Here is a 24,410-nt window from a genome sequence, read left to right on the forward strand (position 1 = left end):
TTATTCACCTACTTTCGTCAACTCCGTTAGCTGGTTGGAGATGGCTGACAGGTATTCTTCCTGGGTCATCTCGCCCCGGTCTAAGGCAGTTTGAATCCGACCATCCTTGATAAAGAGGGTCTTCTTGGCATAAGATGCGGATAATGATGAATGGGTGACCATCACGATGGTCTGTCCCGCTGCATTCACATCCTGAAAAATCGACAACATTTCTTGAGCCGTTTTGGAATCCAAGGCTCCTGTCGGTTCATCGGCCAAAATCAATGCTGGCTGCGTAATCAAAGCACGAGCAGCGGTGACTCGTTGCCGCTGTCCACCAGAAATCTGACTGGGATACTTATCCAAAAGTTCTTGAATCCCCAAACGTGGGGCCAATTCGTTCAAGCGGCTATCCATTTCGGCCTTAGGGGCCTTAGTCAAAACCAATGGCAAATAGATGTTGTCGCGGTTGTTGAAAATGTCCAAAAGATCAAAAGACTGGAAGATAAAGCCGAGATTTTCGCGCCGGAAAACCGCCTTCTTTCCGTCTGATAAATCAGTGGTTTCCACCCCATTGAGCTTAATGGAACCCTCGGTTGGGTTATCAAGGGTGGCCATAATGTTTAACAGTGTCGTCTTACCAGCACCGGACTCGCCCATGATTGCAACATAGTCCCCTTGATTGATGGTCAGTGAAATATCTTGTAAGACCCGCTTGTTTTGGCTATCCGAATAGGACTTCTGTACGTGGATTAGTTCTAGTAATGCCATTGTTCTTCTCCTTTAGTTCAAATCAATATCGCCGGACTGATTCAGCAAATGCAAATTAGCACCAGCGCCGTAACCGACATGGTAAGCCCGTTTCATTGAAAGCGCGCCGGACTTCGTTTCGGCCTCAACGATTGGCAACTGACTTTGCTCAACTTCAATATCGCCATTTTCGTTGGTGACTTTACCACCGCCGGTAACTGTCACTTGCTGCAATGTAATGTCACCATTTGTATTCCTTACTTGCACTTGATTAACGTTGATGCCTGTTAACTGAATATCACCATTTTCAGTTTGGATCGTCAGTTTTTGTAAATTCGCATTCTCTGGAATAGTAATCTCTAATCGTGTTTCACCTGATTGGAAAATCCTGTTTCTTCCTGATTTTTGACTCACAACCAACTGCTGATTTTCAACCTTCGACTCAAATAATGGCTGACCAGCAGAATCCAGTTCCTGGACAGCATAGTTGTCACCGCTTTTAACCACGATATCAAAGCTATTCGTGTTGACCTTTATTCCTTGAATATGGTCATTTGTCAGCTGGGTCTTGTCTGGACTAATATCGTGCGTTTCCGTTTTGACCCTGGTTAAATAGCGCGCCAAGGTAAAATCAATTTCCCCGGGCTTGGCTAAGACAAAGGAAACACTTGAGAGCACTACCCCCACACTCATCAAAAAGACACCTAATTTCAACGATTTTTTCATTAGCCTAAATCCTTTCCCAAAGTTCTACAAGCCAGCGACTTAGGGCAACAATTCCCTGAATAACCTTTTTCGTGACAAAGATAATACCTGGAATTACCAGGAACATCAGGCCAATAAAGATGATACCCAAGCCAGTAAAGAACAGTCCCGACCAAAGAGTATGGAACAATGTGAAGAGGCCGTAAATAAAGAAGGCGACACCAGCCGCCGTGGCCAATAACATCAAAATCGAGAAGACGAAGATAAGCATAAAGAGTGAAAAGAAGATACCACCAAAGAATGGTAGGGTTAGTGGTAACGTGATAATAATCAAGGCTAAAATCAAAACCCGATAAGCCGTTGTGTGCTGCGTTCCATAAGGCGGTACTTGTTCACCGTTCTCGGTATAATAATCTGTCTTAATTTTTGTTGCTAACTCTTCCGGTTGGCCCAGGCTCTTAATCGCCTCTGCATCCGATAAGCCACCGTCCTCAAGGTATTCACGATAATACTCTAAGATATCGTCCTTTTCTTTTGTTGGTAATCCTTTAAGTGCTGCTGCTAATTTTTCTAAATAGTTCATATTACTCTCCCAAAATGCCGTTCACCTGCTCAACAAAGGTCTGCCACTCTTTTTTAGCGTCAGCCAGCTGTTCCTCTCCCGTTTGCGTTAACTGATAATATTTACGGGTTCGTTCATCAAAGATTGCCGACCGGGTGGTGACAAAGCCTTTTTGTTCGAGTCGTCGTAAGATGGGATAGGTTGTCGAATCAGAAATTGGAATAACTTCCTGTATTTTTTTTGTAATTACGTAGCCATAAAGTTCTTCTTCGGACAATGTCTGTAAAACAACCGCCTCGAGAACTAGATTCGGAATCTTTATTTTCATCATCATACTCCTTAACATCTAATACTATATGTCATATGATATAGTTTGTCAAATAGGATGAAACCCTCTTGAAACCCATATTTTTTTAATTTTAAAGAAAAAAACTGTCAATCGCCACTTATCCGGTATCGCCAATCCAGTCGTTACCATCATGGCAGCACAAAAAAGCCAACACCATTAATAACGGTGTTGACTACTAGCAAGAAAGATAATTCAACAAACAATTATCTGACTTTTATATCGTACTGATAAATCTGTTCCTGTCGATGACAATCCAAGGCAACAGGTCAGGCCAAAATACACAGCCATGATAAAGAAGCTGGCCACATCCTATTCTGATTTTGAATCATCGCCATTCAATAAAAAATTATAGGATTGTTTGATCTTATCCTAACGGATTTTTCCAATCCTTTGGTCGGCCCAACGCCCCATACTGCAAAAACAATTGAAGGCCCTCAATTTCTTCCTTACTGAGATCTTCTTCCATCTCGGCCAGATAGGTAAAGGCCCACGAAATCACCATCAACATTATGTTATCACTAGCCGGCGTATTAATTTCACCACTTGCTCGTCCCTTTTTAATCAGGGTCGATATCAAGGACATTTGCGTATTATATAAGTAATCATAAACAATCCTGGAATGCTTAATCACCCGTTGAAATTCAACAAAAATATTCTCACCTAAGAGCTCTTCACACTCTTCCTGCTCCTGTTTAAAAGCATTAATAATTTTGGCAAAGTTCGTCTCTGGGCCTTCTGCCATCATGACAATCGGCTCAAATCGTTTATGGTAAAAGTCCAAAACAACTTGTTCGGTTAGCTCCTCTTTGGTCGGAAAGTACTTATACATGGTGACAATTGAAATATCTGCTTTTGAGCTAACGTCCTTCATACTAGTTGCCCGAATCCCCTGATGTGTCATCAGTTCTGTGGCGGCAGCTAAGATCTTCTGCCGGTTTAATTGTTTTAATTCTTCTCTTTTCACAGGGTTTTGTCTCCTTGGTCGATAATTTATTTTATTATAGGTTGACTTTATTTTCAATAAAAGGTTTAATATGACTTAACAATATTAAAGTTTATTGTGAAAGGACACGTATGGCATATTTAGAATTAAAGAACATTAGGAAATCCTATTTCCTCGGGAAGGAAGAATTTCCCGTTCTCAAAGGCATCGATTTAAACTTCGATCTTGGCGACTTCGTTTCCATCCTGGGTGAATCCGGTGGTGGTAAGTCAACACTGATGAACATTATTGGTGGGCTTGACCGTAACTTCTCTGGTGAAGTTTTGGTCAAGGGCAAGTTGCTAGACCACAAGCAAGAAAAGGAATTAGATCGTTACCGTCGGGAAACGATTGGCTACATTTACCAGTCTTATAACCTGGTTTCACACCTATCCGTCTTAGACAACGTCTTAGTTTCATTAGACATGACAACGTTAAACAAGAAGGAACGCGAAAGCCGAGCCAAGGAACTTTTGCAAAAGGTTGGTTTGGAAAAACAAATCAAAAAGTATCCAAACCAGCTATCTGGTGGCCAAAAGCAACGTGTCGCCATCGCCCGTGCATTAGCTTCCGACCCTAAGGTCATTATTGCCGATGAACCGACCGGAGCCTTGGATGCCGAAAACACAACCGAAGTACTGGAATTGTTAAACGACATCGCCAAAGAAGGTCGTTTGGTCATTACCGTTACCCACTCGCAGGCAGTTGCCGATGCCGGAACACGAATTGTGCGTTTGGCCGATGGTCAAATCGAATCCGACGAGCGTCTCAAGCCTGCCTTTGCAACAACCGATAAAGAAATGCTTGGTTCCCGTCCATTACCTTTGATGGCCAGCATCCGAACTGCTGCTAAACATTTTAAGTACAACATCAAGCATAATTCATTAATTATCTTGGGAACAGCGATCGGCTTGTTTGCCGTAGTCCTATTCTCAGGTCTTGGAAATGGAATTTCCGGCTATATTGGTGATCAAATTGCCAAGGTAGCCAACCCACAGTCGGTAACCGTCTCCCGCTATAGCAAGGAGACCGATGGTGAATCAAATGCTGCCGTCCTACTTGGCGGTGGTAGCAAGCAAGCCTTTACCGCCGACCAAATTAAGCAAATCAAAGACACTTCACATGTGTCAAAGGTTGAAAACTCTTATAGCGCTACCAACGTCAATACAACTTATAACGGTAAATCAGCAACGGTTACTTCATTGACCAACTGGACTTCAGAAGATACGACCGACTCAATCAAAGCCGGTAATGCACCGAAGGAAAATGAAGTGCTCTTAGACGAAACAACCGTGACAAAGCGCCTTGGTTTTAGTAACTATAAGGATGCTATCGGTAAGGAAGTCACGATGACTTACCAAGTCCAAAACGGACAGTCGGCTACTCCAGTGACATTCACTGCTAAAATTGCCGGTGTGACAAAGGCTAACAGCCAAGGTATCGCACAAGGATTAACCAGCACACAAACCATACAAGCTGCAATGGAAAAGTCTGGCCTATCAACTGCCCCAACGTCATTGAACTTGAAGGTTGATAATATGGACAACGTTAAGGCAACTACGAAGAAGATTGATCAAATCAAGGACAGCTCTTCTAACCGTCTTTACAAAACTTCTTCCGTTATGAGTATCATTGATCAAGCTCAGACTTACGTTAACTTAGCAACCAACGTTTTGGCCACTATCGCTGGTATCTCATTAATTGTTTCAGCATTGATGATTATCGTCACGATGTACATGTCGGTTTCAGCTCGAACTAAGGAAATCGGTATTCTGCGTGCCATTGGTGAATCAAAGGGTGACATCCAATGGTTGTTCATTACTGAATCATTAATCACTGGCCTGATTTCAGCAATCTTTGCCACTGGTTTGGCCTTCTTGGCCGAAGCCGGTATCAACGCTGCCTTGAAGGGGACTGCAGATTACGCCTTCGTTCAGATTACTGCCGGTAATGTCACAACAGCCTTCGTCTTAGCAATCTTGATTTCATTGTTGGCTGCTATGCTACCAGCCCGTCGAGCTTCTAAGTTGAACCCAATCGATGCCTTATCAGCTGACTAAGCTTTCCTCATGGAATGAATTAATAAATAATAATGAACCTCAGAATTGCAGCACAGTTCTGGGGTTTTTATGATGGCAAATGCAGGAATGGAGGGTCTCGGCTATTGCCGGAACGGCCCTAATGTTATTAGTAGACTCGCTTCCAGTTCTCAAAAAACATCAATTGTTGCAGAGAATTATTAATACGTCTACAGACCAAGTTTATCAAGCGAAGTAATCCTAAAGAATCCTTTCAATATCAAAAAACACAATATAACAGCGAAAAGAGTCGATGGCATTGAACCCTAAATTTGGTTAGCAACGTGCTTATAATAAAACTTAAAAATTACTTTTTGTTGGACGCTAGGATCGCAAGATACTCCTCAAATCCCATCATTTTTAGCTTGAGTATTTCAAGCTCGTTGGTTTTAAAATCAATTTCCCTTATCTTTTTATTATAATTAAATGATAAAATAATAGAAAGATTTTAATCAAGGGGAGAAGCTAGAATGAAAAATAGGTTTTGGATTTTCAAATGGAAAAAGTACAACAAAAAACTAACTCGTAATAACTCGGACACTCACACTTATTCTCGCTCAAGACATGGTTTATTCAAATCCACACTGCACCAAACATTATCAATCAAAGTGAGGTATCAATCATGATTAATTTATTACGCAATCAAGCATTTCGAGGATTAAGTCTAAGTACATTTTTCCAAGTTATTGGCATTAGCTTCTTTAATATTGTTCTGCTACTAATGGCCAAAAATACCAAAATGCCATCTTTTTGGGTTTCAGTAGTATCAATCGCAACAGTCCTACCTGGAATTACTTCTATTTTTCTTGGCAAAATTTCAAGCAGTATCAAAAATAAGACCAAGTGGGTTATCCTTCTGACCTTAACTCAAAGTCTATTTTTCGGAATACTAGCTGTTCTATTTTTTACGACGGACCAATATATTGCCTCCGCCATCATCGTTAATCTATTGTCGGATATTATTGGAGTCGTCATTAGCTTGATGAAAATGCCAATTATTCAAAATAAGGTTGCTGGAGAAAATCAGCAACAGGCGCTAGGCTTGTACCAGAGTATTTCCTTAATCATGGAGCCGGTTGGTCAAGGAATTGGCGTTAGTTATATGATGGCGACCCATAACTACGTGGTAGGGAGTATCATTAATGCCGTCACTTTACTGATTTCTGCCTGTATTTTATTTATCCATCGTCATGATCTAACATATGAAGAAAAAAATGTAGCAGATGGTAATGATCACAAAATTAAAATTCGGACGGTACTTCATTTATTTTCCGATATAACCGCAGTTCCAATTTTTAACATTTTATTATCGATTATTTTAGTTAATGCCTTAGGCACTAGTATTGATGGTATTTTAAACTTATATATCTTAGACAATCCTACGGTTTCTCCATTTCATTTTGGTACAACTATTTTACTAATCAACATCACCTTTGTTTTAGGTAGTATTTTAGGGTCAATTACCGTTAACGACATCCTCAAAAAGGCCAGCATTAAAACGTTAATTACCCTGGCTTCAAGCATCATCTTCTTGCTCTACGTTGTCCTATTATTAAATCTCAATATCATACTAATCTTAATAGTAGCTTTTTCTATTACGTATATCACGGGAAAGGTGAATCCTAAATTATATGCACTGTTAATGAAAAATAGTGATTCTAAGTCCCTCAGTATCATATTAGGCGTATTAAATAGTGTGTTAACGGTTGCAGCCCCCATCGGAAGTATTATTTTAGTTGGCGGTTACCCCATTTTTGGAAAATTACCAATCCTTTTATTATCAATGGTTGTCTCAATAAGCGTTATTATTTTGATTCAGAAAAGAACCGGTCCCCGGCTGCAAAAATAACAGAAACTATCACCGGTAATTGCTTTCGTTTCAAAGAAACCAACTGTCACATGTAGGGCACAAAAAAAGCACCAACCACAATCGGTTGGTGCTTTTCCATTTTTCTCGTAAAACGATAATGTCAAGATTAACGCTTTGAGAATTGTGAAGCCTTACGGGCCTTCTTCAAACCTGGCTTCTTACGTTCCTTCATACGAGCATCACGGGTCAAAAGACCAGCTTGCTTCAATGCAGGACGGAAGTCTGGGTCAACAACGAGTAATGCACGGGCGATACCGTGACGAGTGGCTCCGGCTTGACCAGAGAAACCACCACCATTAACGTTAACCAAAACGTCATAGTTACCCAATGTATCTGTAGCGTTGAATGGTTGCAAAACAACTTCACGCAAGTTAGGGAAAGGAATGTAGTCTTCGATTGACTTGCCATTCATAGTGATGGCACCGTTACCAGGAACCAAACGGACCCGAGCAACTGAGTTCTTACGACGACCAGTTCCGGCATATTGTACTGCTGCAGTCATATTATCGGCACTCCTTTCTTAGACCAACTTGTTGATGTCAAGTACTTCAGGCTTCTGAGCAGCATGGTTGTGATCTGCTCCAGCGTATACGTGCAGGTTCAAACCTTGCTTACGTCCCAAAGATGTCTTAGGCAACATACCCTTGATTGACAATTCCAACAACTTTTCTGGATCATATTGACGGTAGTTACCGGCAGTACGTTCCTTCAATCCACCTGGGTGGTTTGAGTGATGGTAGTAAATCTTGTCAGTTGCCTTCTTACCAGTCAACTTTACTTCACCAGCATTGATGATGATGACATTGTCACCCATATCAACGTTAGGTGTGAAAGTTGGCTTGTTCTTACCACGCAAAATAGAAGCAACTACTGTTGACAAACGTCCCAAAACGACGTCCTTGGCATCAATGATGTACCACTTCTTTTCGATTTCGCTAGGCTTTGCTAAAAATGTTGTACGCATGGCGCGCTCCTTTGATTAGTTGTTTACATGCTAGGTCGTTCCTTACCTAACTTTTACAATAAGTTTCCGGGGCTTATCGTGAGGTAAACAATACCAATAACCATTATAGCGACTAGGGCTTGTACTGTCAATTATTTTCCCGAATTTCTTACTGATTTTCCATCAATAAAATCAGTTCTATTCAAACTCATTTTCTTCAGAAAAGGATCACAAAAATTCTAATGTTCCCTTTTATGTTACAAAATATTTAATTTAATGTGACAAATGAGTCATTGTCGTGTTATAGTACCTTTATAGGAGGAATCCGTATGCTACATCTTAGAGATATATGGAAAACAAAGCCCTTCTGGATTTTTATCGCTTTAATGAGCTTAATCGTCCTTGGTGGTAACACTGCCATTGCTTCAGCTGGGCCAAACACCCTGCAACAGCAGCAACAAGCCCCCACCAAGTTCGCTCAACCAAGCACACCAATTACAAATATCAGTACTAAATACATCCTGATGAGGCAGGTAGATATCGCAAGCAAACATGCTGAGTAATATGAGTGCCATTGGTTTGCTTTTACGACTGACAAAATCCAGATTCAATCATCGAAAGTGCTGGCTACCCGAATGCTGCCCGGTTTGCTGATAAAGACAAATTGGAGATTGATACTCTTCTCCCCGTCATTTCCATTAGTAAACCGTCGGACTAGCCACGACCCTCTACTTCTCCTCATTAAACTTTTCAGTTGACTGGCAGCACTGATAAAAAGGAGCCCCAACCATGAATAATGGTTGGGGCTTTTTGCTGTTGCCATTAAAATTTTTTACGATTACTCACCTGGGCTTCTCTACTGAGACCACTACACGACTTAATGAATAACTATAAGCCGCTCAAATTAGGCAAAAGTCACCACTTTAGTACCAGCATAGGCGGCTAAGCGAGCAGACTTAAAGGTTAACTCCAGCAACACTTCTTCTTCAGGATGTGGGTGGTTCTTTGAGAAGACAGGGTTAGTGAAGTAAGATTGCACATCCTGCCAAGTTTTCTTGGAACGCACCATAGTTACTTGGTTGGATTCGATTCTAGCCCCGTTTTCATTTAAAGGCGTCATGATGGCAACTTTTGCGTTCTGGTCCAAATCAACAATCTTTGCCGTATCTGGCTGTGAAACCAGGTACCAGACGTTAGGGCGTTCTGGATCAGCCGCAAAGCCCATAATCCGCAAGCTTGGTTGATCATCTTTGGCCGTTGCCACAAAAATCAAACCCCGAGCTGCCTGAATATATTCCTCAAATAATGTCATGTTAACCTCCGTGTGTCGACTACCAGCACTTAATCAGCTAATAAAAAGTGTAAGCTGATTTTTAAAGTGAAAAAATTATCCGAACTCACAAACTATTATACGCTACTTCATCCAAATATAAACCAGCCGCTGGTGCCGTGTAACGTGCCTGTTTCCGGTCTTTGGCAGCAATCAACGCTGGAATAGCATCAACAGGCCGGCGGCCAGTGCCGATTTCCAGCAAAACACCAACCATAATGCGAATCTGGTTATACAAGAAGGCGTTGCCCTCAAAGACAAAAACAAGTTCATGCTCATCTTCTTTGACCTCAATTTCCGCTCTAGTGATGGTTCGAACGGTTGTGGTCGTTTGATTTCCAGAAGCAGCAAAGGTGGCAAAGTCATGTTCGCCAATTAAATCAGGCAGAGCCTGCTCAATTCGTTTGGGGTCCAAATGCCAGTGAAAGTGGCCAGTATAACGCCGCTTAAAAGGATCGACATAGTCCTGAGTCGAAACCCGATAATAGTAGCGCTTCTGATGTGAGGCAAAGCGGGCGTGAAAGTCATCTGAAACCTGGTCCACCTGCTTGATTAAAATATCTCTAGGTAAAATGGTATTCAAGCCCTTGCGAACGCCTGCTCCCGGGATATTAAAAGGCAGATCGAAGTGAACGACCTGACCATTGGCGTGAACGCCGGTATCGGTTCGTGAGGCCCCGACAACCTTAATCCGTTCAACGGGGTTCTTGCCCATCTGATTAACGGCCTTGATTAATTCTCCCTGAACAGTACGGTGGCGTTCCACCCCATTTTTACTTTGTACTTGAAAGCCTAAAAAATCAGACCCGTCGTAAGCGACAATCGCACGATAACGCGGCATCGGCGGCTCCCTTCTTGCTAGTTTTATTTAATTGATCCATAGTAATCCGATAAAAAGAAGGACAAACAGTCCGGTCGCCAAAACAGCCAATAAATCCTGCTTACTAAAGGATAAGACCCGATAACGGGTCCGATTATCCGCAGATTCAAAACCACGAACTTCCATGGCGTTGGCTAAGTCCAGTGCCCGCTGTAAGGCTCCGATAAAGAGTGGAATCAACAGGGGCAAAACGGCCTTTGACCGCTTGATCAGTGACCCAGTGGACAGTGACATCCCCCGCGACTTTTGTGCCTTCATCACCTTATCCGTTTCCAGCATCAGCAATGGCACAAAGCGTAAGGCGATTGAAAGCATCAAGGCCAGTTCAGCAACTGGTACCTTAATCACTTTTAAGGGCTTTAAGAGCGACTCGATGGCACTGGCAATGGCCGTTGGCGGTGTCGTCAGCGTTAGGGCTGTTGACATCAGAACAATCAACACAAAGCGCAAAACCACATAAAGGGCATTAACCAAGCCCGGCAGCGTAATTTTCAAAAACTGCCACTGGAACAAAACTGGTGTTCCTCCGGTAAAGAAAAGCTGGAGGCAGACGGTAAAGATGATTAACCATATCACAGGCTTAATTCCCCGCCAGTAAAGTCCAAGGCTTTGACCCGTTAAAACCAGTGTTAAGGCCAAAAACAAAGTGGCAAGGGCATAGGCCGGCCAGGTATTAGCAAAAATTAAGAGAAAGACATACACCACCGTTACCAAAATTTTGGTTCTGGGGTCGACCCGGTAAAGCCAAGCTGTGCCGGGAATAAATTGACCAATCACAAGGTTATTCATCTCGGTCACCTCCAGTCAAAGAATTTGGCACAGTGACCTGATCCCAATCAACTTGTTCCTTGATTTGTTCAGCCAATTCGGCCACTGATTTTGGCAAATAATCAAAATGATAACCGTGGTCTTCCAGGTACTTTGCAAACGCCACTGGCTCTGGCAAATCCAAAGCATGGTCCAAGAACCACTGCCGGTCACGCAAAAAAAGCTGGTCGGGCGCTTCAATGGCTGCCACACGACCGGCCTGCATCACGACTACTTGGTCTGCAAGCGCTAGCACCTGGTCCATCTGGTGAGAAATCAAAACAACTGTCTTCTGGGCGGCCTTCAGATCCCGTAGCAAGTTCAAAAGTTCCTCTTGCCCCTTGGGATCAAGGCCAGCCGCTGGCTCATCAAAAACCATAGCTTGTGGATCCATTGCTAAGACGCCCGCCAACGCCACTCGACGCATTTGTCCACCTGAAAGATCAAAGGGCGAGTGTTGCCAAAATTCTTCCTTCAAGCCAACCTGAACCAAAGCTTTTTTTGCGAGAATTTCCGCCTCTTCAGCATTCTTGCCAAAATTCTTAGGGCCATACATGACATCTTCTAAGACCGTGCTAGCGAAAAGCTGATTTTCCGGAAATTGGAAAACCATTCCCACCTGGGCCCGAACTGGACCCAATGCCTTTTCCTTGGTTTTACTGGTGACAACTTGGTCACCAACGACAACTTGTCCACCGCTTGGCAGCAAGAGTGCATTCAAATGCTGAACTAAAGTCGACTTGCCTGAACCAGTTTGACCAACAATGGCGGTAATCTGACCGGGTTCAACCGTTAAATTAATATCGTTTAGAATCTGCTCCGAATTTTTTCCGGCGCCATAGTGAAAACTTAATCCTTCAATGTTGATAGCCATGCTGCCAACTCCTGCTTCGTTAAATACTGGTTGGGTGCCTTTGGCAGGGCCTGAGCCAGTTGAGACTCAAACGGCTGGTCTAAGCCAAGTTCTTTGAGTGCCTGTCCCTGGACAAAGAGGTCCTGGGGTCGGTCGTCCAAGGCTAACTGACCGTCATTGATGACGACCACGCGATCCGCCAAGGCGGCCTCCGCCATGTCATGAGTGATAACAATGAGCGTCAGTTGGTCCTGGTGATGGTGTTTCAGATCCTTTAAAGTCTGCAAAACAGCACTCTTGCCAGCTGGATCGAGCATAGCCGTTGCCTCATCTAAGATAATCACCTTTGGTTTAAGGGCCAGGACGGATGCCAGAGCGACTCGTTGCTTTTGTCCACCCGAGAGCGTGTGTGGTTCTCGGTCAGCAAAATCAGCCATCCCCACCTGTTTCAGGGCTGCTTCGATCATTGCTGGCATCTCTTCAGACGGTACCTGACGGTTTTCCAAACCAAAAGCAACATCGTCGGCAACAGTAGCACCGACAAACTGGTTATCCGGGTTTTGGAAAACCATTCCCACCTGTTCACGGACTTCCGCCAGTGTTGCAACTGTCAGTTCCTGGTCAAAGACTCTAATTATACCACTGTTGGCTTCTAATAGGCCCAGGATGAGCTTGGCAAGCGTTGATTTTCCTGATCCATTATGGCCGACAATCGACAGCCACTGCCCCTCTTGCACTGCAAGGTCAAAGCCATGAAAGAGTGGGTCCTGGTCTGGGTACCCATAAGTCAAATTGTTAATTGTTATTGCATTTTTCATTATCAACATTTTACCATATTTGCAGGCTGAGGGCCGGTCGCGGTAGTTTGGTCGGTGACGAGTTGAGAACCACTGCTTTAGTTAGTAAATGCGGCTTAATTTTTTCTAACTGATGCACTGATCAACACCACAAAAAAAGCCGACCCACATGGTCGACTTATTATTCAATCCTCAAGGCTCAATCTGAAAAGTTCTCTGCCAGTCTTTGTATGGTTCTGATTTCATTTTGTCTGGACCTTTTTCAAGGCGGCGTTGATCCGATCAACCTGAGTTTGCTGATCAACTTTGATAATCAACCAAATCACCAGGTAGGCGGTCACAAAAATCAACCAAAAATTCCAATTTAAGATGCCATGAAAGCCACCCGTTAATTGATCAGTGAGAACGACTAAAGCGAAGGTACCTAAGAGGTGGATGACAATGGCCATCAAATAAGACAAGCGCTCAATCGTAAAAATCAAAGTTAACAGGCCAATCGCAGCACTCATCAAGAGGACGCCAACGATATCCTTTGTTGTGACTTTGATTGTTTGAGCAGACAGCAGCAGGGCTAGTAAATAGGTTAATGAGCCGTATTCCATACCACGGATCATCTTTAAGAACAATTTCTTCATTTTCTCTCCTTATAAGCCTAAGTGACCCATCAGGGTCTTAACATAACGCCGGCTGACTAAGGCTTGGTTGCCACCGGCCAATTCGGCCGTCATATTCCCAGAGAAGCTGTTTGATAACGATTGCAAGTGATCGAGGTTGATAACGGCGTGCTTAGAAATTTGAACAAAGTTTGCCTGACCGAGTCGATCGACAAAATGACCTAACCGCTCTTTAACTAAAATTTGCTGGCGAGTAGTCGTGATGACGAGCTGACCAGCTTCTACATCAATCAAAATCAGATCAGCCACCCTCAACAAAATAATTTCATCGGCTGTTTTGACCGAGAGAATGCCGAATTTTGTGGTAGTAGCCTGCGTGGTAGAAGGCGCCGAGTGGCGGACGCTCTCATCAAAGTTTAAATTTGCTGGCTGGACTGTGGACGCTTGTGCATCTTTCGAGAGCGATTGGTCAGCCATTCCTATAGATGATTTTAGTGGTACAGCTGGATTGGACGGTTTAACCGATTGGGTAGCGACGCAAATAAGCCAACAAGTCTGTCACCGCTTGATTAGCCGCTGAGGCTTCAACCGTGACCTCCACCTGATCACCTTTCATTTGATGATTTTTTCGAAAATAAACTTCCACTAAGATACCCCAACAAATTTTATTTGGTCCTTGGCCGATTGCGACCATCGTGTAGAACCTGTACTAGCAATAATAGGCAACCACCTCCTATTAATCCTAACACAACCAAGTTGCTTTCCATCCCCGTCAACAAGTGTCCCCATTGGGCCCGAATGCCCATTTCTTGATTAAAGCTCTCGATGGCCCTACTCTGACCGGCAAAAGATGACGAAATTGTCTCATTCATCAGCACCTGACGGAAGAGCGTTGCCACATAAAAACTGGGTGTCACTTTCATCAATGTTTGAGCAAAATCAGGTAGGGAACCGATTGGGATATAACCACCGACCAAAAAGCCACTGGCGGTTCCAACAATCGTTGCCATTTTTGACAAATTGTCGACCGTTTCAATCCGATTCAACATCAAGGCGTTTAGAAGCGTCGATAGCACAGCACTTAAGAGCATGACCCAGACGAGGCCAACCAAGCTTTCAGCCGTCAGGCTCAAGCCATCAACCATCACAAAGTAAGTCGCCATCACAACAAAAACAACTACCTGCATCAAGAATCCCACAACCGCAGCGCTCAAAAGATAGGCTGCACGGCGGGTGATTGGCTTGGTGTCTGTCAAGAAGAGGTCCGCACTGACGTGCGTCTCCTTGTCCTTCACTAGCTGTGAAAGAGCCGTCAGCGTCGTGGTAACCCCAGTAATCACCAAAGTTCCACCAATCAGCCAGGTATCAAGGAGTTGATTTTTATGGGGAACACCGGACCAATCAGAACTAATACCCTTCTTCAAAAAGACAATGTAAAGAATAAAGGAAATTAGCGCGCCCATTAAAGACATCACTACCCCACTGTGGTTGCGAAAATATAATAATTGGTTTCGTTTCATTAGGGCAAACATTAGCGCACCTCCTGCCCAGTTAAGGCGATAAAGGCATCGTCCATTGTGCCCTGTAAGTACTCAAAATCAGTCACAGCGTCTTTATTTTTGCTCAGTAAGGCGATTGTTTCACTGGCAGTTAGCCCCTTAATCAGTAGCTGTTCTGCACCCTCGTGGTTCTTGCTTTCAAAGTCATAGCCCTGGCTAAGCAACCGTTCTGCCCCGTCTGCCTGGACTTCCAAACGCAACTGACTCGGTGCATATTGATGTTTAATTGCCCTTGCAGAGCCACTAGCAATCACCTGGCCATGATCGATGATCGCAACTTGATCAGCTTGGTCCGTTTCATCCAAGTAATGTGTCGTCAAAACAATCGTTAGTTGGTCTTTTCGCTGTAGGTCTTCTAGCAAGTGCCAAATTGCCCGCCTAGTCTGAATATCCAAACCGGTCGTCGGTTCATCTAAGAAAAGAATATCCGGCTTGTTCAACAATGCTCTGGCAATATCAACTCGTCGTTTTTGCCCACCTGACAATGTGCCATAACGTTGCTCAGCAAAGGTCATTAGTCCTAAGTCTTTAACTAAGGTGCCCACTCTATCTACGGGAATACCTTTGTACTGAGCAGCCCGAATTGCCAAATTTTCATGAACAGTTAATTCCCCGTCTAAGACGCTATTCTGAAAGACAACGCCAATTTTGGTTTTTTCTGCGTAAACGACTTCCCCACTGGCTGCTTGATCCAATCCCGTCAGCATCCGCATTGTTGTCGATTTACCCGCCCCGTTTGGCCCAAGCAAGGCTGTTAAGGACCCCTTTGCTATTGATAAGTTAATTCGCTTGACTGCTTCAAAGTTGCCATAGCGTTGACTCAAGTTAATTGCTTTTAAAATCATTTGTCTCTCCTCCAACGTTTTTATTCTAACTATCTTCTGCTTTTATGTCTCAGATTCTCCGCCAAGCGGTTCCGTTTTGGCCCCAAGCGGTTAAAAAATCAGTCATATTAAGTATTTTCCAGTTGATTTTTCCATAATGTTCGAATGAATTCTAATATATATCAGCACAGCCCACATTACCTGCATTTTTGTAAACAACCGGTGTATAATAGATTGAAATTGAGGAAAAAAGGGATTCATGAATGTCCAAACAAACCATTGCAATCGTCGGAGCAGGATTATCTGGCGTTTACATTACTAAGCGGTTAGCCCGCAAAATTCGCAGAACTGATCATCAGATTCTGCTTTTTAATGATGGTAGCGAAGCGATGACCTTACAAAATGTTTTACCACAGATTGCTGTTAACACCGTTCCCGTCGAGGGCGCACGTTATGATCTCTTCCAACTTTTAAAAAATGACGAAAACGTCACCTTTATCAACCAACGAGTTGATGACATCAACTTTAACGATCACTTATTGATGACCAAGAAAAACGATTACCACTATGACTACCTAATTTTAACAACCGGTAGTATTGGTTCTGCCTTTGGTATTCCAGGTGTTGTCGAGCATGCCACATTATTTAACTCATTTAATGGCGCATTGGCTGTTCAAGCTGATTTAGAAGAATTCTTGGAACAGCAAAAAACAAATCCTGAACATAGCTTAAATATTACGGTTGTTGGTGGTGGGCCGAGTGGGGTCGAACTAATGGCCGAGCTAGCAAACTTTAAAAACCATCACAAAATTGACCCAGAACGAATTAGACTAACCTTGATTAATGCTAGCCAAGTTCTCTTACCAGCCTTAACGGAACCCGAATTAAGTCAAAAGGCAAAAGATTTTTTAACGAAACGGGGAGTTGAAGTCTTCAATAATACGCGTGTGCTTGGGATGACCAAGGACCGACTGACACTATTGGATGGCCGGCAACTATTCACCGACAAGGTCTATTGGGCCACCGGTCTACAAGTTGAACCCTTTTCCAATCGTTGGGGGATTGCCATTAACGACCATGGGCAATTAACCGTCGATAAGCACTTCCGGGTCTTGACCGATGAAGGCGCGCCATTATCAAACGTTTTTGCAGCCGGAAACATTGCTGCCTTTACACAAAACAATCAAGAAGGGCTACCCCAATTGGCGCTAGCTGCCGAATACGCTGGTAATATTATTATCAACAGACTGATTTACCAATTAGGATTAGCTAAGGACCATGGCAAGAGTGCCAAGGAACAAAAAAATCCTGGCTATTTTGTTTCCCTTGGCAAGAACTATGGTCTCACAAATGCCTATGGCCGCAATGGTTCTGCAGGACTGGTTGCACGTTGGGCAAAACATGCCATTAACCTATCATTTTTCGCTGGAATTGGCTCTGCTTACGGCTTCTTCCGTTACTTCCGCTATGGTCGTCCAAAGCGATAATCAACTAAATCGCCAACAAAAAAGCTCGAAACCAATTAAGGTTTCGAGCTTTTTGTTTATCAAGCAATTAGTCAACTAACTCCAAGATAACCATTTGTGCAGCATCGCCACGACGTTGCACAGTCTTTAAGATGCGAGTGTAACCACCATTACGTTCTGCAAAACGTGGTGACACTTCTTCAAACAACTTTTGCAAAGCAGTTTGTACGCGAATGTTATCGCCATCTTCCTTGACATCAGCAACTTCGTTACGCACGAACTTAGCGGCCTTACGACGGGCTGCCAAATCAGCGTGCTTTCCAAGCGTGATCATCTTGTCAGCTGTCTTGCGAACTTCCTTGGCGCGGGCTTCAGTAGTTTGAATCCGACCATTGATCAACAAGTCAGTCGTCAAGTCACGCAACATTGCCTTACGTTGTGATGAAGTACGGCCTAGCTTACGGTATGACATCGGTTAATCCTCCTTTTTCTAAACTTTTGATGAATATTAATCTTCTTGATGGAAGCCTAAGCCCATTTCGGTCAACTTTTCTTGAATTTCGTCTAATGACTTACGTCCTAAGTTACGGACCTTCATCATGTCGGCTTCTGAGCGATCAGTCAACTCTTCAATCGTGTTGATTCCTGCTCGCTTCAAGCAGTTGTATGAACGAACGGACAAGTCCAAATCTTCGATTGGAGCGGCATCAGCTGCAGTACTTGTAGCCTTTTCCGTTTCAACCATGACTTTAGTCTCTTGGGCAACAGGGGAAATATCCGTGAACAAGTTCAAGTGTTCTGTTAGAATCTTTGAACCAAGACTCAAAGCATCGCTTGGCTTGATTGAACCATTAGTCCAAACTTCCATGGTCAGCTTATCGTAATCGTCGCGAGAACCAACACGTTTGTTTTCAACGTGGTAATTAACTCGTTCGATTGGTGTGTAAATCGAATCAACCGTTAAAACACCGATTGGCATTTCATCACGTAATTGCTTGTTTTCTTCAGCTGAAGAATAACCCCGACCCTTTACAGCCGTAACCGTCATGTGTAATGACTTTCCAGCTGCCAAAGTTGCAATATGCAAATCTGGGTTCAAGACTTCAATGTCAGCTGATCCTGTCAAATCAGCTGCAGTAACGTCCTTTGGTCCTTGAACATCAATTTCCAAAGCGTGCTCTTCAGCTGAGTCCGTAGCGAAAACAACTTTTTTCAAGTTCAAAATCAACTGGGTCACGTCTTCTACAACACCATCAACGGTTGAGAATTCGTGGACCACACCGTCAATTTGGACTGTGTTGACCGCTACGCCAGGAAGCGATGATAGCAAGACACGACGAAGGGAGTTGCCCAAAGTCGTCCCATAGCCACGCTCCAGAGGTTCCACGATAAACTTACCGTAGTTGGCATCCTCTTCGATGTTATGAATATCTGGCTTTTCAAATTCAATCATCTGTTAACTCTAACCCCCTCTTTCAAAGCAAGCGCAATGAAATTAATTAAACACGACGACGCTTTGGTGGGCGTGATCCGTTATGGGGAACTGGGGTAACATCCTTGATTGACGTTACTTCAAGACCAGCTGCGGCCAATGCACGAATTGCTGATTCACGACCGGAACCAGGGCCCTTAACCGTAACAGCAACAGTGCGCATGTTAACTTCCAATGCGGACTTAGCAGCTGCTTCCGCTGCTTGTTGAGCAGCGAATGGTGTTGACTTACGTGATCCCTTAAATCCAAGGGCACCAGCTGATGACCAGGCAACAGCGTTACCTTGGGCATCGGTAATCATGACGATAGTATTATTGAAAGTTGCGTGGATATGTGCCACACCAGATTCAATGTTCTTTTTCACACGACGCTTGCGTGTAGTACGAACTGCCATAATTTTTGCCTCCTTTTCAAATTCTTTATAATTTCTCGGGTTAGTGATGACTAACCAACATTACACAACTATGGTTGTGATAATCATTTCTCACAAAAGTGAGGCTCTTTTAGAAAAGGACAGCAGTCTTGCGACAATATGCCGTTTTCTTATTAAAGAGATTGGTAAAAAGGTTTTTACTTCTTCTTACCAGCAATTGCCGTAGCTGGGCCTTTGCGAGTACGGGCGTTGTTCTTCGTGTGTTGTCCACGAACGGGCAATCCCTTACGGTGACGAATACCACGGTATGAGGCGATTTCTTGCAATCCCTTGATATCAAGTGATACCTTACGACGCAAGTCACCTTCCAACTGCAAGTTCAAAGCAGCGATAGCTTCACGGATTTGATCTTCTTGATCAACCGTCAAGTCGCGCACTCGAACGTCTTCAGAAACCTTAGCCGTAGCCAAGATCTTTTGGGCAGTTGTATTACCGATTCCGTAGATGTATGTTAAACCAATGACAATTCGCTTGTCACGTGGCAAATCGATACCTTCAATACGAGCCATAACAATTTACCTCCTTTTAATATTTTGAAAGAACTTCTAAGTTCATTTTCAAGCGTTTTTTATCTTTGTAAGTAAAAATTACTTACCTGCGCGTTGCTTGTGCTTAGGGTTAGCTGGGCAAATAATCATTGTCCGGCCGTTACGCTTAATCACACGGCAAGATTCGCACATTTTTTTAACTGATGGACGCACCTTCATAATCTATTCCTCCTATTCGGTTAACTGATTATCGACCGTTTCACTAATTTTTAGCGGAAACGGTAAGTAATACGACCCTTTGTCAAGTCGTATGGTGACATTTCAACCGTGACACGGTCACCTGGCAAGATCCGAATATAATTCTTACGAATCTTCCCGGAAACGTGTGCTAAGATGACCGCACCATTTTCAAGTTCGACTTGAAACATTGCATTTGGCATCGTTTCTTTAACTTTGCCCTCAATTTCAATGACATCGTTGGCCACGCAGATTACCTCCTATGTAACCATCATTCAACATAATCGATAAGGCGGTCAACCTTATTGATTATACCAGGATTTCCCTGAATTATCAAGAAAAGCCTTTTAGTCCAAGGCATTCAAGACCGATTTTACATCAGCGTAAATTCGGTCTAATTCACCATTACCATCGATGGTGTGCAAAACACCATGATTTTCATAGTAATCAACCAAAGGCAAGTTGGCCTTCTTGTTGACTTCCAAACGGTGCGCGATAACATCCTTTGTGTCATCCGCCCGTCCCCGGTTCATTAACCGGTCAACCAAAACTTGGTCAGGAACTTCAAAATACAAGGTAGCCGAAACCTTGCTGTTCTTTTCGGCTAAGAATTGGTCCAAGAACTTTGCCTGTTCTTCATTACGTGGGTAGCCGTCCAGCATAAAGCCGTTTTCAACTACGTCAGGTTGCGATAGTCGATCAGCGACCATCGCATTCGTAATTTCATCAGGAACTAAGTTACCAGCATCCATGAAGGCTTTTGCTTTTTGTCCAAGCTCAGTTTCTTCTTTCATGTTGGCCCGGAAGATATCGCCAGTACTAATGTGAACCATTGGATAATCAGCAATAATCTTCTCAGCTTGAGTTCCCTTACCTGCACCAGGTAGACCCAATAAAATTAGGTTTTTCGTCATGATTGAACTCCTTTTAAACCAGCTTAACGGATAAAGCCTAGGTAGTTCTTCTTTTGCAAGAGACCATCGATTTGACGAATCAAATCAAGGGTAACCCCGATGGCAATCAGCAAAGAAGTTCCACCCAAACCAATCTTTTCATTAAGTCCCCATACATCAGATGCAATCAATGGTACCAAGGCGACAAAGCCAAGATACAAAGCCCCAACAAACGACAAGCGTAAGAGCAGCTTTGTGACAAACTTTTGCGTTTCGACACCAGGACGAACATCAACAATGTAAGCCCCCTGCTTTTGCAAGTTTTCAGCCAACTTTTCAGGATTGACCTGGACAAAAGCGTAGAAGTAAGTAAAGAGAATAATCAGAACAGTGTAAAAAATTGCTCCAGTTGTTGTTTGCATGGAGAAAATCTGCTGTAGGACTTTAAACCAGCTAACGTTACTATACTTACTCTGGAAGGCGAAGAGGATTGTCTGTGGTGTTGAAATCAATGACGAAGCAAAGATCACAGGAATCACCCCAGAAACATTTAACTTCAAAGGTAGGTAAGCTTCAGCCCCGTAGGAAGAAGCTGACCGTGTATATTGGATTTGCAAACGGCGACTTGCTTCATAAAACCAGGTCGTAATTCCGACAACCAAAATAATTGCCGTCAGTAAAACCGCCATGAAAATCCAGCCGGTAACCTTGTCGCTCCCACTAACTTGCAGAACATTTTCCTTGAAAATTTCCCACAAACCAGAAGGCATTTGAGAAATAATTCCAGAAAAGATAATCATAGAAACACCGTTTCCAAGACCCTTTTCGGTAATCATTTCTCCCAACCACATGGCAAAGAAAGTTCCAATGGTCATGACCGACCCAATCAGCAGGAAGGAGGTCACGTTATTGGTCTGCTTCACCAAACCATAGGCGGCTAAGGAGTTGAATCCAGCGGTAATTCCCACTGATTGCAAAAAGGCAAAGATAATGGTCAAGTACCGGGTAGCTTGATTCAGCTTCCGGCGACCAACTTCGCCTTGTTTACTCCATTCAACAAAACGTGGCACGATATCTAACTGCAGCAACTGCACAACAATTTGCGCAGTAACATAAGGCGAGACCCCCATCGCAAAGAGCGAGAAGTTCAGTAAGCCTCCACCCGAAAAAATATTTAAAATATTCAGCAAGCCTGAACCAGAAACTGAATTCAAGGCAGCAGGATTAACACCTGGAACAGTGATGTGAGTCCCAATGCGGTAAACAAAGAGAATCAAAATCGTCCAAAGCATTTTCTTGCGAATATCTTTTTGTCGGATTGCATTAAATAGCGTGCGCCACATTTTAGATCACCTCGGTTGTACCACCAGCTTGTTCGATGGCCTTAACTGCAGCAGCAGAGAACTTGTGGGCCTTAATCGTCAACTTCTTTTCCAATTGACCATTACCCAAGACCTTGATTCCGTCTTTTTGGTTCTTTACTACACCGTTTTCAATCAACAAAGCAGGTGTTACTTCGGTGCCGTTATCGAAGTTGTTCAACTTGTCCAAGTTAACAACTGCGAATTCCTTGCGTGAGATATTTGTAAATCCACGCTTTGGAATACGGCGGTACAAAGGCATTTGTCCACCTTCGAACCCAAGACGTGTCTTACCACGGGCCTTTTGTCCCTTTTGGCCTCGACCAGCAGTCTTACCGTTTCCAGATGAAGTACCACGACCAACACGGTTACGTGTCTGGCGTGAACCCAAAGCAGGTTGCAATTCGTTCAAATTCATCGTTTGGTCCCTCCTTTTTCTAAATTTTTTTATTTTACTTCTTCAACAGCAACCAAGTGAGCAATATGGAAAATTGCGCCACGAGTAGCTGCGTTATCAGGCTTCACCACTGAGCTTGACACACGGTTAAGTCCAAGTGACTTAACAATGGCACGTTGCTTAGGCAAGCGATGAGCCGCACTCTTAATCAAAGTGATTTTCAAATCAGCCATGTTATCGCTCCTTATTCAGCCAAGTGTTCCAATGAAACACCACGTAACTTTGCCACTTGTTCAGCATCCTTTAAGCTGTTCAATGCATCAAAAGTTGCACGAACAACGTTGACAGGAGTTGATGAACCCAATGACTTAGCAGTCACATCGTTGATACCAGCCAATTCCATTACGGAACGAGTAGCACCACCGGCGGCAACCCCAGCACCTTCCTTAGCAGGCTTAACCAGGATCTTACCACCAGCCCATTCACCAAGAACTTCGTGAGGAATAGTAGTACCAACTGTTGGTACAGTGATCAAGTTACGCTTTGCGTCTTCAACGGCCTTACGGATAGCTTCTGGCACTTCTTGTGCCTTACCAGTTCCAAAACCAACATGACCCTGCTTGTCACCAACGACAACCAAAGCACCGAAGCGCAAACGACGTCCACCCTTAACAACCTTGGTAACACGGTTAATTGCAACAACGTTTTCTTCTAATTCGCCTAATTCCTTAGGGTTTACAAATTCAACCATTTGTATTATTCCTCCTTTCCTTAGAACTTCAAGCCGTTTTCACGAGCAGCATCGGCCAAAGCCTTCACACGTCCGTGATAAACATAACCACCACGATCGAAGACAACTTCTTCGATGTTAGCAGCCTTAGCATTCTTAGCGATCATCTCGCCAACTTTAACGGCTTGTTCAACCTTTGTACCGGTAACATCGGCACTTTGTGATGAGGCACTTGCTAGCGTTACACCCGCTACGTCATCAATTAATTGAGCGTAGATGTTGACATTAGAACGGAAAACGTTCAAACGTGGGCGAGCAGCAGTACCAGAGATCTTGCCGCGGACACGCTTGTGGCGTTGTACGCGAAGCTTATTCTTATCTGGTTTCGTAATCATAGCTGTGCTTTCCTTTTCTTTAAGTGGTTAAACCACTTTCAAATAATCTTTGTTTATTAAATGTAAAACGGGTTAAGAAGCGAAAAGCTTACTTACCAGTCTTACCTTCCTTACGACGGACAACTTCGCCTTCGTAACGAATTCCCTTACCCTTATATGGTTCTGGTGGGCGAATTGCGCGAATTTCCGCAGCAAAATCACCAACTGCTTGCTTTGAGATTCCAGAAATCTTGATAGTCAAGGCATCAGGAACTTCAACAGTCAAACCGTCGCGGTCTTCAAAGTCAACAGGGTGTGAATACCCAACTGACAGAGTCAACTTTGAACCAGACTTTGCGGCACGGTAACCAACACCGACCATCTTCAAAGTCTTTGAGAAGCCGTTAGTAACGCCTTCAACCATGTTTGAGAAGTTTGCAGTAGTCGTACCGTGCAATGCACGGTGCTTCTTATCTTCAGCTGCACGAGTAAATGATACTTCAGTACCATCCATGTGCATCGTGATTTCAGGGTTGATTGTGTAGTTCAATTCACCCTTAGGTCCCTTAACAGTCACAAATTGACCATCTTGCTTAACTTCAACGCCAGCAGGGATCGTAACGATTTTGTTTCCAATACGGCTCATGGTAAGTCTCC

34 protein-coding genes are annotated in these 24,410 nt (G+C 43.6%); 4 read left to right on the forward strand and 30 right to left on the reverse strand.

The annotated features are described in order from the left end of the window. From ACSYSR_RS02140 to ACSYSR_RS02160, 5 genes are all read right to left on the reverse strand, one after another. Positions 1-750: an ABC transporter ATP-binding protein gene (locus ACSYSR_RS02140; RefSeq protein ID WP_489816246.1), complete on the reverse strand. Its 750-nt coding sequence runs from the start codon at positions 748-750 to the stop codon at positions 1-3. Between the two features lie 12 nt (positions 751-762). Continuing rightward, positions 763-1,455, reverse strand: a complete 693-nt coding sequence (locus ACSYSR_RS02145; protein WP_252774342.1) for a DUF4097 family beta strand repeat-containing protein — start codon at positions 1,453-1,455, stop codon at positions 763-765. 4 nt (positions 1,456-1,459) lie between these two features. Next, the gene (locus tag ACSYSR_RS02150) at positions 1,460-2,017 is read right to left on the reverse strand and encodes a DUF1700 domain-containing protein (RefSeq protein WP_252774343.1); all 558 of its coding nucleotides are present in this window, start codon (positions 2,015-2,017) and stop codon (positions 1,460-1,462) included. A 1-nt stretch (position 2,018) separates the two neighbouring features. Then, entirely contained in the window at positions 2,019-2,330 is a 312-nt protein-coding gene (locus ACSYSR_RS02155) for a PadR family transcriptional regulator (protein ID WP_252774344.1), read from the reverse strand. Between the two features lie 379 nt (positions 2,331-2,709). Continuing rightward, positions 2,710-3,309, reverse strand: coding sequence for a TetR/AcrR family transcriptional regulator (locus tag ACSYSR_RS02160; RefSeq protein WP_252774345.1), 600 nt, complete (start codon positions 3,307-3,309; stop codon positions 2,710-2,712). A gap of 110 nt (positions 3,310-3,419) precedes the next feature. On the opposite strand from ACSYSR_RS02160, the gene ACSYSR_RS02165 reads away from it, so the two are divergent. Next, positions 3,420-5,387, forward strand: a complete 1,968-nt coding sequence (locus ACSYSR_RS02165) for an ABC transporter ATP-binding protein/permease (RefSeq protein WP_489816245.1) — start codon at positions 3,420-3,422, stop codon at positions 5,385-5,387. A 640-nt stretch (positions 5,388-6,027) separates the two neighbouring features. Further along, positions 6,028-7,254 (forward strand): MFS transporter, encoded by a 1,227-nt coding sequence (locus tag ACSYSR_RS02170; RefSeq protein WP_489816244.1) that lies wholly within the window; start codon positions 6,028-6,030, stop codon positions 7,252-7,254. 127 nt (positions 7,255-7,381) lie between these two features. Here ACSYSR_RS02170 and rpsI read toward each other — a convergent pair whose 3' ends face one another. Beyond that, positions 7,382-7,777, reverse strand: a complete 396-nt coding sequence (rpsI, locus tag ACSYSR_RS02175; RefSeq protein ID WP_059393905.1) for a 30S ribosomal protein S9 — start codon at positions 7,775-7,777, stop codon at positions 7,382-7,384. A gap of 18 nt (positions 7,778-7,795) precedes the next feature. Next, on the reverse strand, positions 7,796-8,239 hold the full coding sequence (gene rplM / locus ACSYSR_RS02180) for a 50S ribosomal protein L13 (protein ID WP_059393906.1): 444 nt from the start codon (positions 8,237-8,239) through the stop codon (positions 7,796-7,798). Positions 8,240-8,547: 308 nt separating this feature from the next. Between rplM and ACSYSR_RS02185 the strand changes: the two genes are divergently transcribed. Further along, positions 8,548-8,781 (forward strand): hypothetical protein, encoded by a 234-nt coding sequence (locus ACSYSR_RS02185; protein ID WP_252774348.1) that lies wholly within the window; start codon positions 8,548-8,550, stop codon positions 8,779-8,781. A gap of 341 nt (positions 8,782-9,122) precedes the next feature. On the opposite strand, the gene ACSYSR_RS02190 is transcribed toward ACSYSR_RS02185, so the two are convergent. The 10 genes from ACSYSR_RS02190 to ACSYSR_RS02235 form a co-directional block, all read right to left on the reverse strand. Further along, the gene (locus ACSYSR_RS02190; RefSeq protein WP_252774349.1) at positions 9,123-9,530 is read right to left on the reverse strand and encodes a pyridoxamine 5'-phosphate oxidase family protein; all 408 of its coding nucleotides are present in this window, start codon (positions 9,528-9,530) and stop codon (positions 9,123-9,125) included. An 85-nt stretch (positions 9,531-9,615) separates the two neighbouring features. After that, the gene (gene truA / locus ACSYSR_RS02195; RefSeq protein ID WP_489816243.1) at positions 9,616-10,389 is read right to left on the reverse strand and encodes a tRNA pseudouridine(38-40) synthase TruA; all 774 of its coding nucleotides are present in this window, start codon (positions 10,387-10,389) and stop codon (positions 9,616-9,618) included. Positions 10,390-10,416: 27 nt separating this feature from the next. Continuing rightward, positions 10,417-11,217, reverse strand: a complete 801-nt coding sequence (locus ACSYSR_RS02200) for an energy-coupling factor transporter transmembrane component T family protein (protein WP_252774351.1) — start codon at positions 11,215-11,217, stop codon at positions 10,417-10,419. Beyond that, positions 11,210-12,109, reverse strand: a complete 900-nt coding sequence (locus tag ACSYSR_RS02205) for an energy-coupling factor transporter ATPase (RefSeq protein WP_252774352.1) — start codon at positions 12,107-12,109, stop codon at positions 11,210-11,212. Before ACSYSR_RS02205 ends, ACSYSR_RS02200 begins: the two co-directional genes overlap by 8 nt. Continuing rightward, positions 12,085-12,906 (reverse strand): energy-coupling factor transporter ATPase, encoded by an 822-nt coding sequence (locus ACSYSR_RS02210; RefSeq protein ID WP_489816242.1) that lies wholly within the window; start codon positions 12,904-12,906, stop codon positions 12,085-12,087. The genes ACSYSR_RS02205 and ACSYSR_RS02210 overlap by 25 nt, the downstream gene beginning before the upstream one ends. 221 nt (positions 12,907-13,127) lie before the next feature. Then, a complete protein-coding gene (locus ACSYSR_RS02215) occupies positions 13,128-13,520 on the reverse strand; it encodes a DUF3021 domain-containing protein (protein WP_252774354.1) in 393 nt (130 codons plus the stop codon). 9 nt (positions 13,521-13,529) lie between these two features. Next, positions 13,530-13,976, reverse strand: a complete 447-nt coding sequence (locus ACSYSR_RS02220; protein ID WP_489816241.1) for a LytTR family DNA-binding domain-containing protein — start codon at positions 13,974-13,976, stop codon at positions 13,530-13,532. 40 nt (positions 13,977-14,016) lie between these two features. Beyond that, entirely contained in the window at positions 14,017-14,145 is a 129-nt protein-coding gene (locus ACSYSR_RS02225) for a hypothetical protein (RefSeq protein ID WP_489816240.1), read from the reverse strand. A 19-nt stretch (positions 14,146-14,164) separates the two neighbouring features. Next, the gene (locus tag ACSYSR_RS02230) at positions 14,165-15,031 is read right to left on the reverse strand and encodes an ABC transporter permease (RefSeq protein ID WP_489816239.1); all 867 of its coding nucleotides are present in this window, start codon (positions 15,029-15,031) and stop codon (positions 14,165-14,167) included. Then, positions 15,031-15,903, reverse strand: coding sequence for an ABC transporter ATP-binding protein (locus tag ACSYSR_RS02235; protein WP_489816238.1), 873 nt, complete (start codon positions 15,901-15,903; stop codon positions 15,031-15,033). The genes ACSYSR_RS02230 and ACSYSR_RS02235 overlap by 1 nt, the downstream gene beginning before the upstream one ends. A 242-nt stretch (positions 15,904-16,145) precedes the next feature. On the opposite strand from ACSYSR_RS02235, the gene ACSYSR_RS02240 reads away from it, so the two are divergent. Continuing rightward, positions 16,146-17,369, forward strand: coding sequence for an NAD(P)/FAD-dependent oxidoreductase (locus ACSYSR_RS02240; protein WP_489816237.1), 1,224 nt, complete (start codon positions 16,146-16,148; stop codon positions 17,367-17,369). Positions 17,370-17,436: 67 nt separating this feature from the next. Here the strand turns inward: ACSYSR_RS02240 and rplQ are convergent, their stop codons facing one another. From rplQ to rplF, 13 genes are all read right to left on the reverse strand, one after another. Then, the gene (rplQ, locus tag ACSYSR_RS02245) at positions 17,437-17,820 is read right to left on the reverse strand and encodes a 50S ribosomal protein L17 (RefSeq protein WP_252774359.1); all 384 of its coding nucleotides are present in this window, start codon (positions 17,818-17,820) and stop codon (positions 17,437-17,439) included. A gap of 36 nt (positions 17,821-17,856) precedes the next feature. Next, entirely contained in the window at positions 17,857-18,801 is a 945-nt protein-coding gene (locus tag ACSYSR_RS02250) for a DNA-directed RNA polymerase subunit alpha (protein WP_489816236.1), read from the reverse strand. 46 nt (positions 18,802-18,847) lie between these two features. Continuing rightward, the gene (gene rpsK, locus ACSYSR_RS02255) at positions 18,848-19,234 is read right to left on the reverse strand and encodes a 30S ribosomal protein S11 (protein ID WP_047975005.1); all 387 of its coding nucleotides are present in this window, start codon (positions 19,232-19,234) and stop codon (positions 18,848-18,850) included. Positions 19,235-19,410: 176 nt separating this feature from the next. Further along, positions 19,411-19,782 (reverse strand): 30S ribosomal protein S13, encoded by a 372-nt coding sequence (gene rpsM / locus ACSYSR_RS02260; RefSeq protein WP_047975006.1) that lies wholly within the window; start codon positions 19,780-19,782, stop codon positions 19,411-19,413. Positions 19,783-19,860: 78 nt separating this feature from the next. Then, positions 19,861-19,980 carry a 50S ribosomal protein L36 gene (gene rpmJ / locus ACSYSR_RS02265; RefSeq protein WP_074717856.1) on the reverse strand — a complete coding sequence of 40 codons (120 nt, stop codon included), beginning with the start codon at positions 19,978-19,980 and terminating at the stop codon, positions 19,861-19,863. A gap of 50 nt (positions 19,981-20,030) precedes the next feature. Next, entirely contained in the window at positions 20,031-20,246 is a 216-nt protein-coding gene (infA, locus tag ACSYSR_RS02270; protein ID WP_010691205.1) for a translation initiation factor IF-1, read from the reverse strand. A gap of 99 nt (positions 20,247-20,345) precedes the next feature. Beyond that, on the reverse strand, positions 20,346-20,912 hold the full coding sequence (locus ACSYSR_RS02275) for an adenylate kinase (RefSeq protein WP_252774361.1): 567 nt from the start codon (positions 20,910-20,912) through the stop codon (positions 20,346-20,348). A gap of 23 nt (positions 20,913-20,935) precedes the next feature. Next, positions 20,936-22,234, reverse strand: a complete 1,299-nt coding sequence (secY, locus tag ACSYSR_RS02280) for a preprotein translocase subunit SecY (protein WP_252774362.1) — start codon at positions 22,232-22,234, stop codon at positions 20,936-20,938. A gap of 1 nt (position 22,235) precedes the next feature. Continuing rightward, positions 22,236-22,670 carry a 50S ribosomal protein L15 gene (gene rplO, locus ACSYSR_RS02285; RefSeq protein ID WP_047975009.1) on the reverse strand — a complete coding sequence of 145 codons (435 nt, stop codon included), beginning with the start codon at positions 22,668-22,670 and terminating at the stop codon, positions 22,236-22,238. Positions 22,671-22,699: 29 nt separating this feature from the next. Further along, the gene (rpmD, locus tag ACSYSR_RS02290; RefSeq protein ID WP_047975010.1) at positions 22,700-22,882 is read right to left on the reverse strand and encodes a 50S ribosomal protein L30; all 183 of its coding nucleotides are present in this window, start codon (positions 22,880-22,882) and stop codon (positions 22,700-22,702) included. Between the two features lie 11 nt (positions 22,883-22,893). Continuing rightward, positions 22,894-23,400, reverse strand: coding sequence for a 30S ribosomal protein S5 (gene rpsE, locus ACSYSR_RS02295; protein WP_252774363.1), 507 nt, complete (start codon positions 23,398-23,400; stop codon positions 22,894-22,896). Between the two features lie 20 nt (positions 23,401-23,420). Beyond that, positions 23,421-23,774: a 50S ribosomal protein L18 gene (gene rplR / locus ACSYSR_RS02300; protein WP_047975012.1), complete on the reverse strand. Its 354-nt coding sequence runs from the start codon at positions 23,772-23,774 to the stop codon at positions 23,421-23,423. Between the two features lie 88 nt (positions 23,775-23,862). Beyond that, positions 23,863-24,399: a 50S ribosomal protein L6 gene (gene rplF / locus ACSYSR_RS02305; RefSeq protein WP_252774364.1), complete on the reverse strand. Its 537-nt coding sequence runs from the start codon at positions 24,397-24,399 to the stop codon at positions 23,863-23,865. Positions 24,400-24,410: the final 11 nt, after the last annotated feature.

The organism is Fructobacillus sp. ESL1096, from assembly GCF_058511985.1.

Coding starts and splice junctions, on each gene's coding strand:
- truA (WP_489816243.1), bottom strand. CDS start 10,389: ATGCCGCGTTATCGTGCGATTGTCGCTTACGACGGGTCTGATTTTTTA.
- ACSYSR_RS02215 (WP_252774354.1), bottom strand. CDS start 13,520: ATGAAGAAATTGTTCTTAAAGATGATCCGTGGTATGGAATACGGCTCA.
- rplM (WP_059393906.1), bottom strand. CDS start 8,239: ATGCGTACAACATTTTTAGCAAAGCCTAGCGAAATCGAAAAGAAGTGG.
- rpmD (WP_047975010.1), bottom strand. CDS start 22,882: ATGGCTGATTTGAAAATCACTTTGATTAAGAGTGCGGCTCATCGCTTG.
- secY (WP_252774362.1), bottom strand. CDS start 22,234: ATGTGGCGCACGCTATTTAATGCAATCCGACAAAAAGATATTCGCAAG.
- rplQ (WP_252774359.1), bottom strand. CDS start 17,820: ATGTCATACCGTAAGCTAGGCCGTACTTCATCACAACGTAAGGCAATG.
- rpsE (WP_252774363.1), bottom strand. CDS start 23,400: ATGGTTGAATTTGTAAACCCTAAGGAATTAGGCGAATTAGAAGAAAAC.
- rplR (WP_047975012.1), bottom strand. CDS start 23,774: ATGATTACGAAACCAGATAAGAATAAGCTTCGCGTACAACGCCACAAG.
- ACSYSR_RS02185 (WP_252774348.1), top strand. CDS start 8,548: ATGCTACATCTTAGAGATATATGGAAAACAAAGCCCTTCTGGATTTTT.
- rplF (WP_252774364.1), bottom strand. CDS start 24,399: ATGAGCCGTATTGGAAACAAAATCGTTACGATCCCTGCTGGCGTTGAA.
- ACSYSR_RS02155 (WP_252774344.1), bottom strand. CDS start 2,330: ATGATGATGAAAATAAAGATTCCGAATCTAGTTCTCGAGGCGGTTGTT.
- ACSYSR_RS02190 (WP_252774349.1), bottom strand. CDS start 9,530: ATGACATTATTTGAGGAATATATTCAGGCAGCTCGGGGTTTGATTTTT.
- rpsM (WP_047975006.1), bottom strand. CDS start 19,782: ATGGCTCGTATTGAAGGTATCGATTTGCCACGTGACAAGCGAATTGTC.
- ACSYSR_RS02140 (WP_489816246.1), bottom strand. CDS start 750: ATGGCATTACTAGAACTAATCCACGTACAGAAGTCCTATTCGGATAGC.
- ACSYSR_RS02145 (WP_252774342.1), bottom strand. CDS start 1,455: ATGAAAAAATCGTTGAAATTAGGTGTCTTTTTGATGAGTGTGGGGGTA.
- ACSYSR_RS02210 (WP_489816242.1), bottom strand. CDS start 12,906: ATGAAAAATGCAATAACAATTAACAATTTGACTTATGGGTACCCAGAC.
- ACSYSR_RS02235 (WP_489816238.1), bottom strand. CDS start 15,903: ATGATTTTAAAAGCAATTAACTTGAGTCAACGCTATGGCAACTTTGAA.
- rpsI (WP_059393905.1), bottom strand. CDS start 7,777: ATGACTGCAGCAGTACAATATGCCGGAACTGGTCGTCGTAAGAACTCA.
- rpmJ (WP_074717856.1), bottom strand. CDS start 19,980: ATGAAGGTGCGTCCATCAGTTAAAAAAATGTGCGAATCTTGCCGTGTG.
- ACSYSR_RS02275 (WP_252774361.1), bottom strand. CDS start 20,912: ATGACGAAAAACCTAATTTTATTGGGTCTACCTGGTGCAGGTAAGGGA.
- ACSYSR_RS02165 (WP_489816245.1), top strand. CDS start 3,420: ATGGCATATTTAGAATTAAAGAACATTAGGAAATCCTATTTCCTCGGG.
- ACSYSR_RS02230 (WP_489816239.1), bottom strand. CDS start 15,031: ATGTTTGCCCTAATGAAACGAAACCAATTATTATATTTTCGCAACCAC.
- ACSYSR_RS02240 (WP_489816237.1), top strand. CDS start 16,146: ATGTCCAAACAAACCATTGCAATCGTCGGAGCAGGATTATCTGGCGTT.
- ACSYSR_RS02220 (WP_489816241.1), bottom strand. CDS start 13,976: ATGGCTGACCAATCGCTCTCGAAAGATGCACAAGCGTCCACAGTCCAG.
- ACSYSR_RS02205 (WP_252774352.1), bottom strand. CDS start 12,109: ATGGCTATCAACATTGAAGGATTAAGTTTTCACTATGGCGCCGGAAAA.
- ACSYSR_RS02250 (WP_489816236.1), bottom strand. CDS start 18,801: ATGATTGAATTTGAAAAGCCAGATATTCATAACATCGAAGAGGATGCC.
- rplO (WP_047975009.1), bottom strand. CDS start 22,670: ATGAATTTGAACGAATTGCAACCTGCTTTGGGTTCACGCCAGACACGT.
- ACSYSR_RS02200 (WP_252774351.1), bottom strand. CDS start 11,217: ATGAATAACCTTGTGATTGGTCAATTTATTCCCGGCACAGCTTGGCTT.
- rpsK (WP_047975005.1), bottom strand. CDS start 19,234: ATGGCAGTTCGTACTACACGCAAGCGTCGTGTGAAAAAGAACATTGAA.
- ACSYSR_RS02170 (WP_489816244.1), top strand. CDS start 6,028: ATGATTAATTTATTACGCAATCAAGCATTTCGAGGATTAAGTCTAAGT.
- ACSYSR_RS02150 (WP_252774343.1), bottom strand. CDS start 2,017: ATGAACTATTTAGAAAAATTAGCAGCAGCACTTAAAGGATTACCAACA.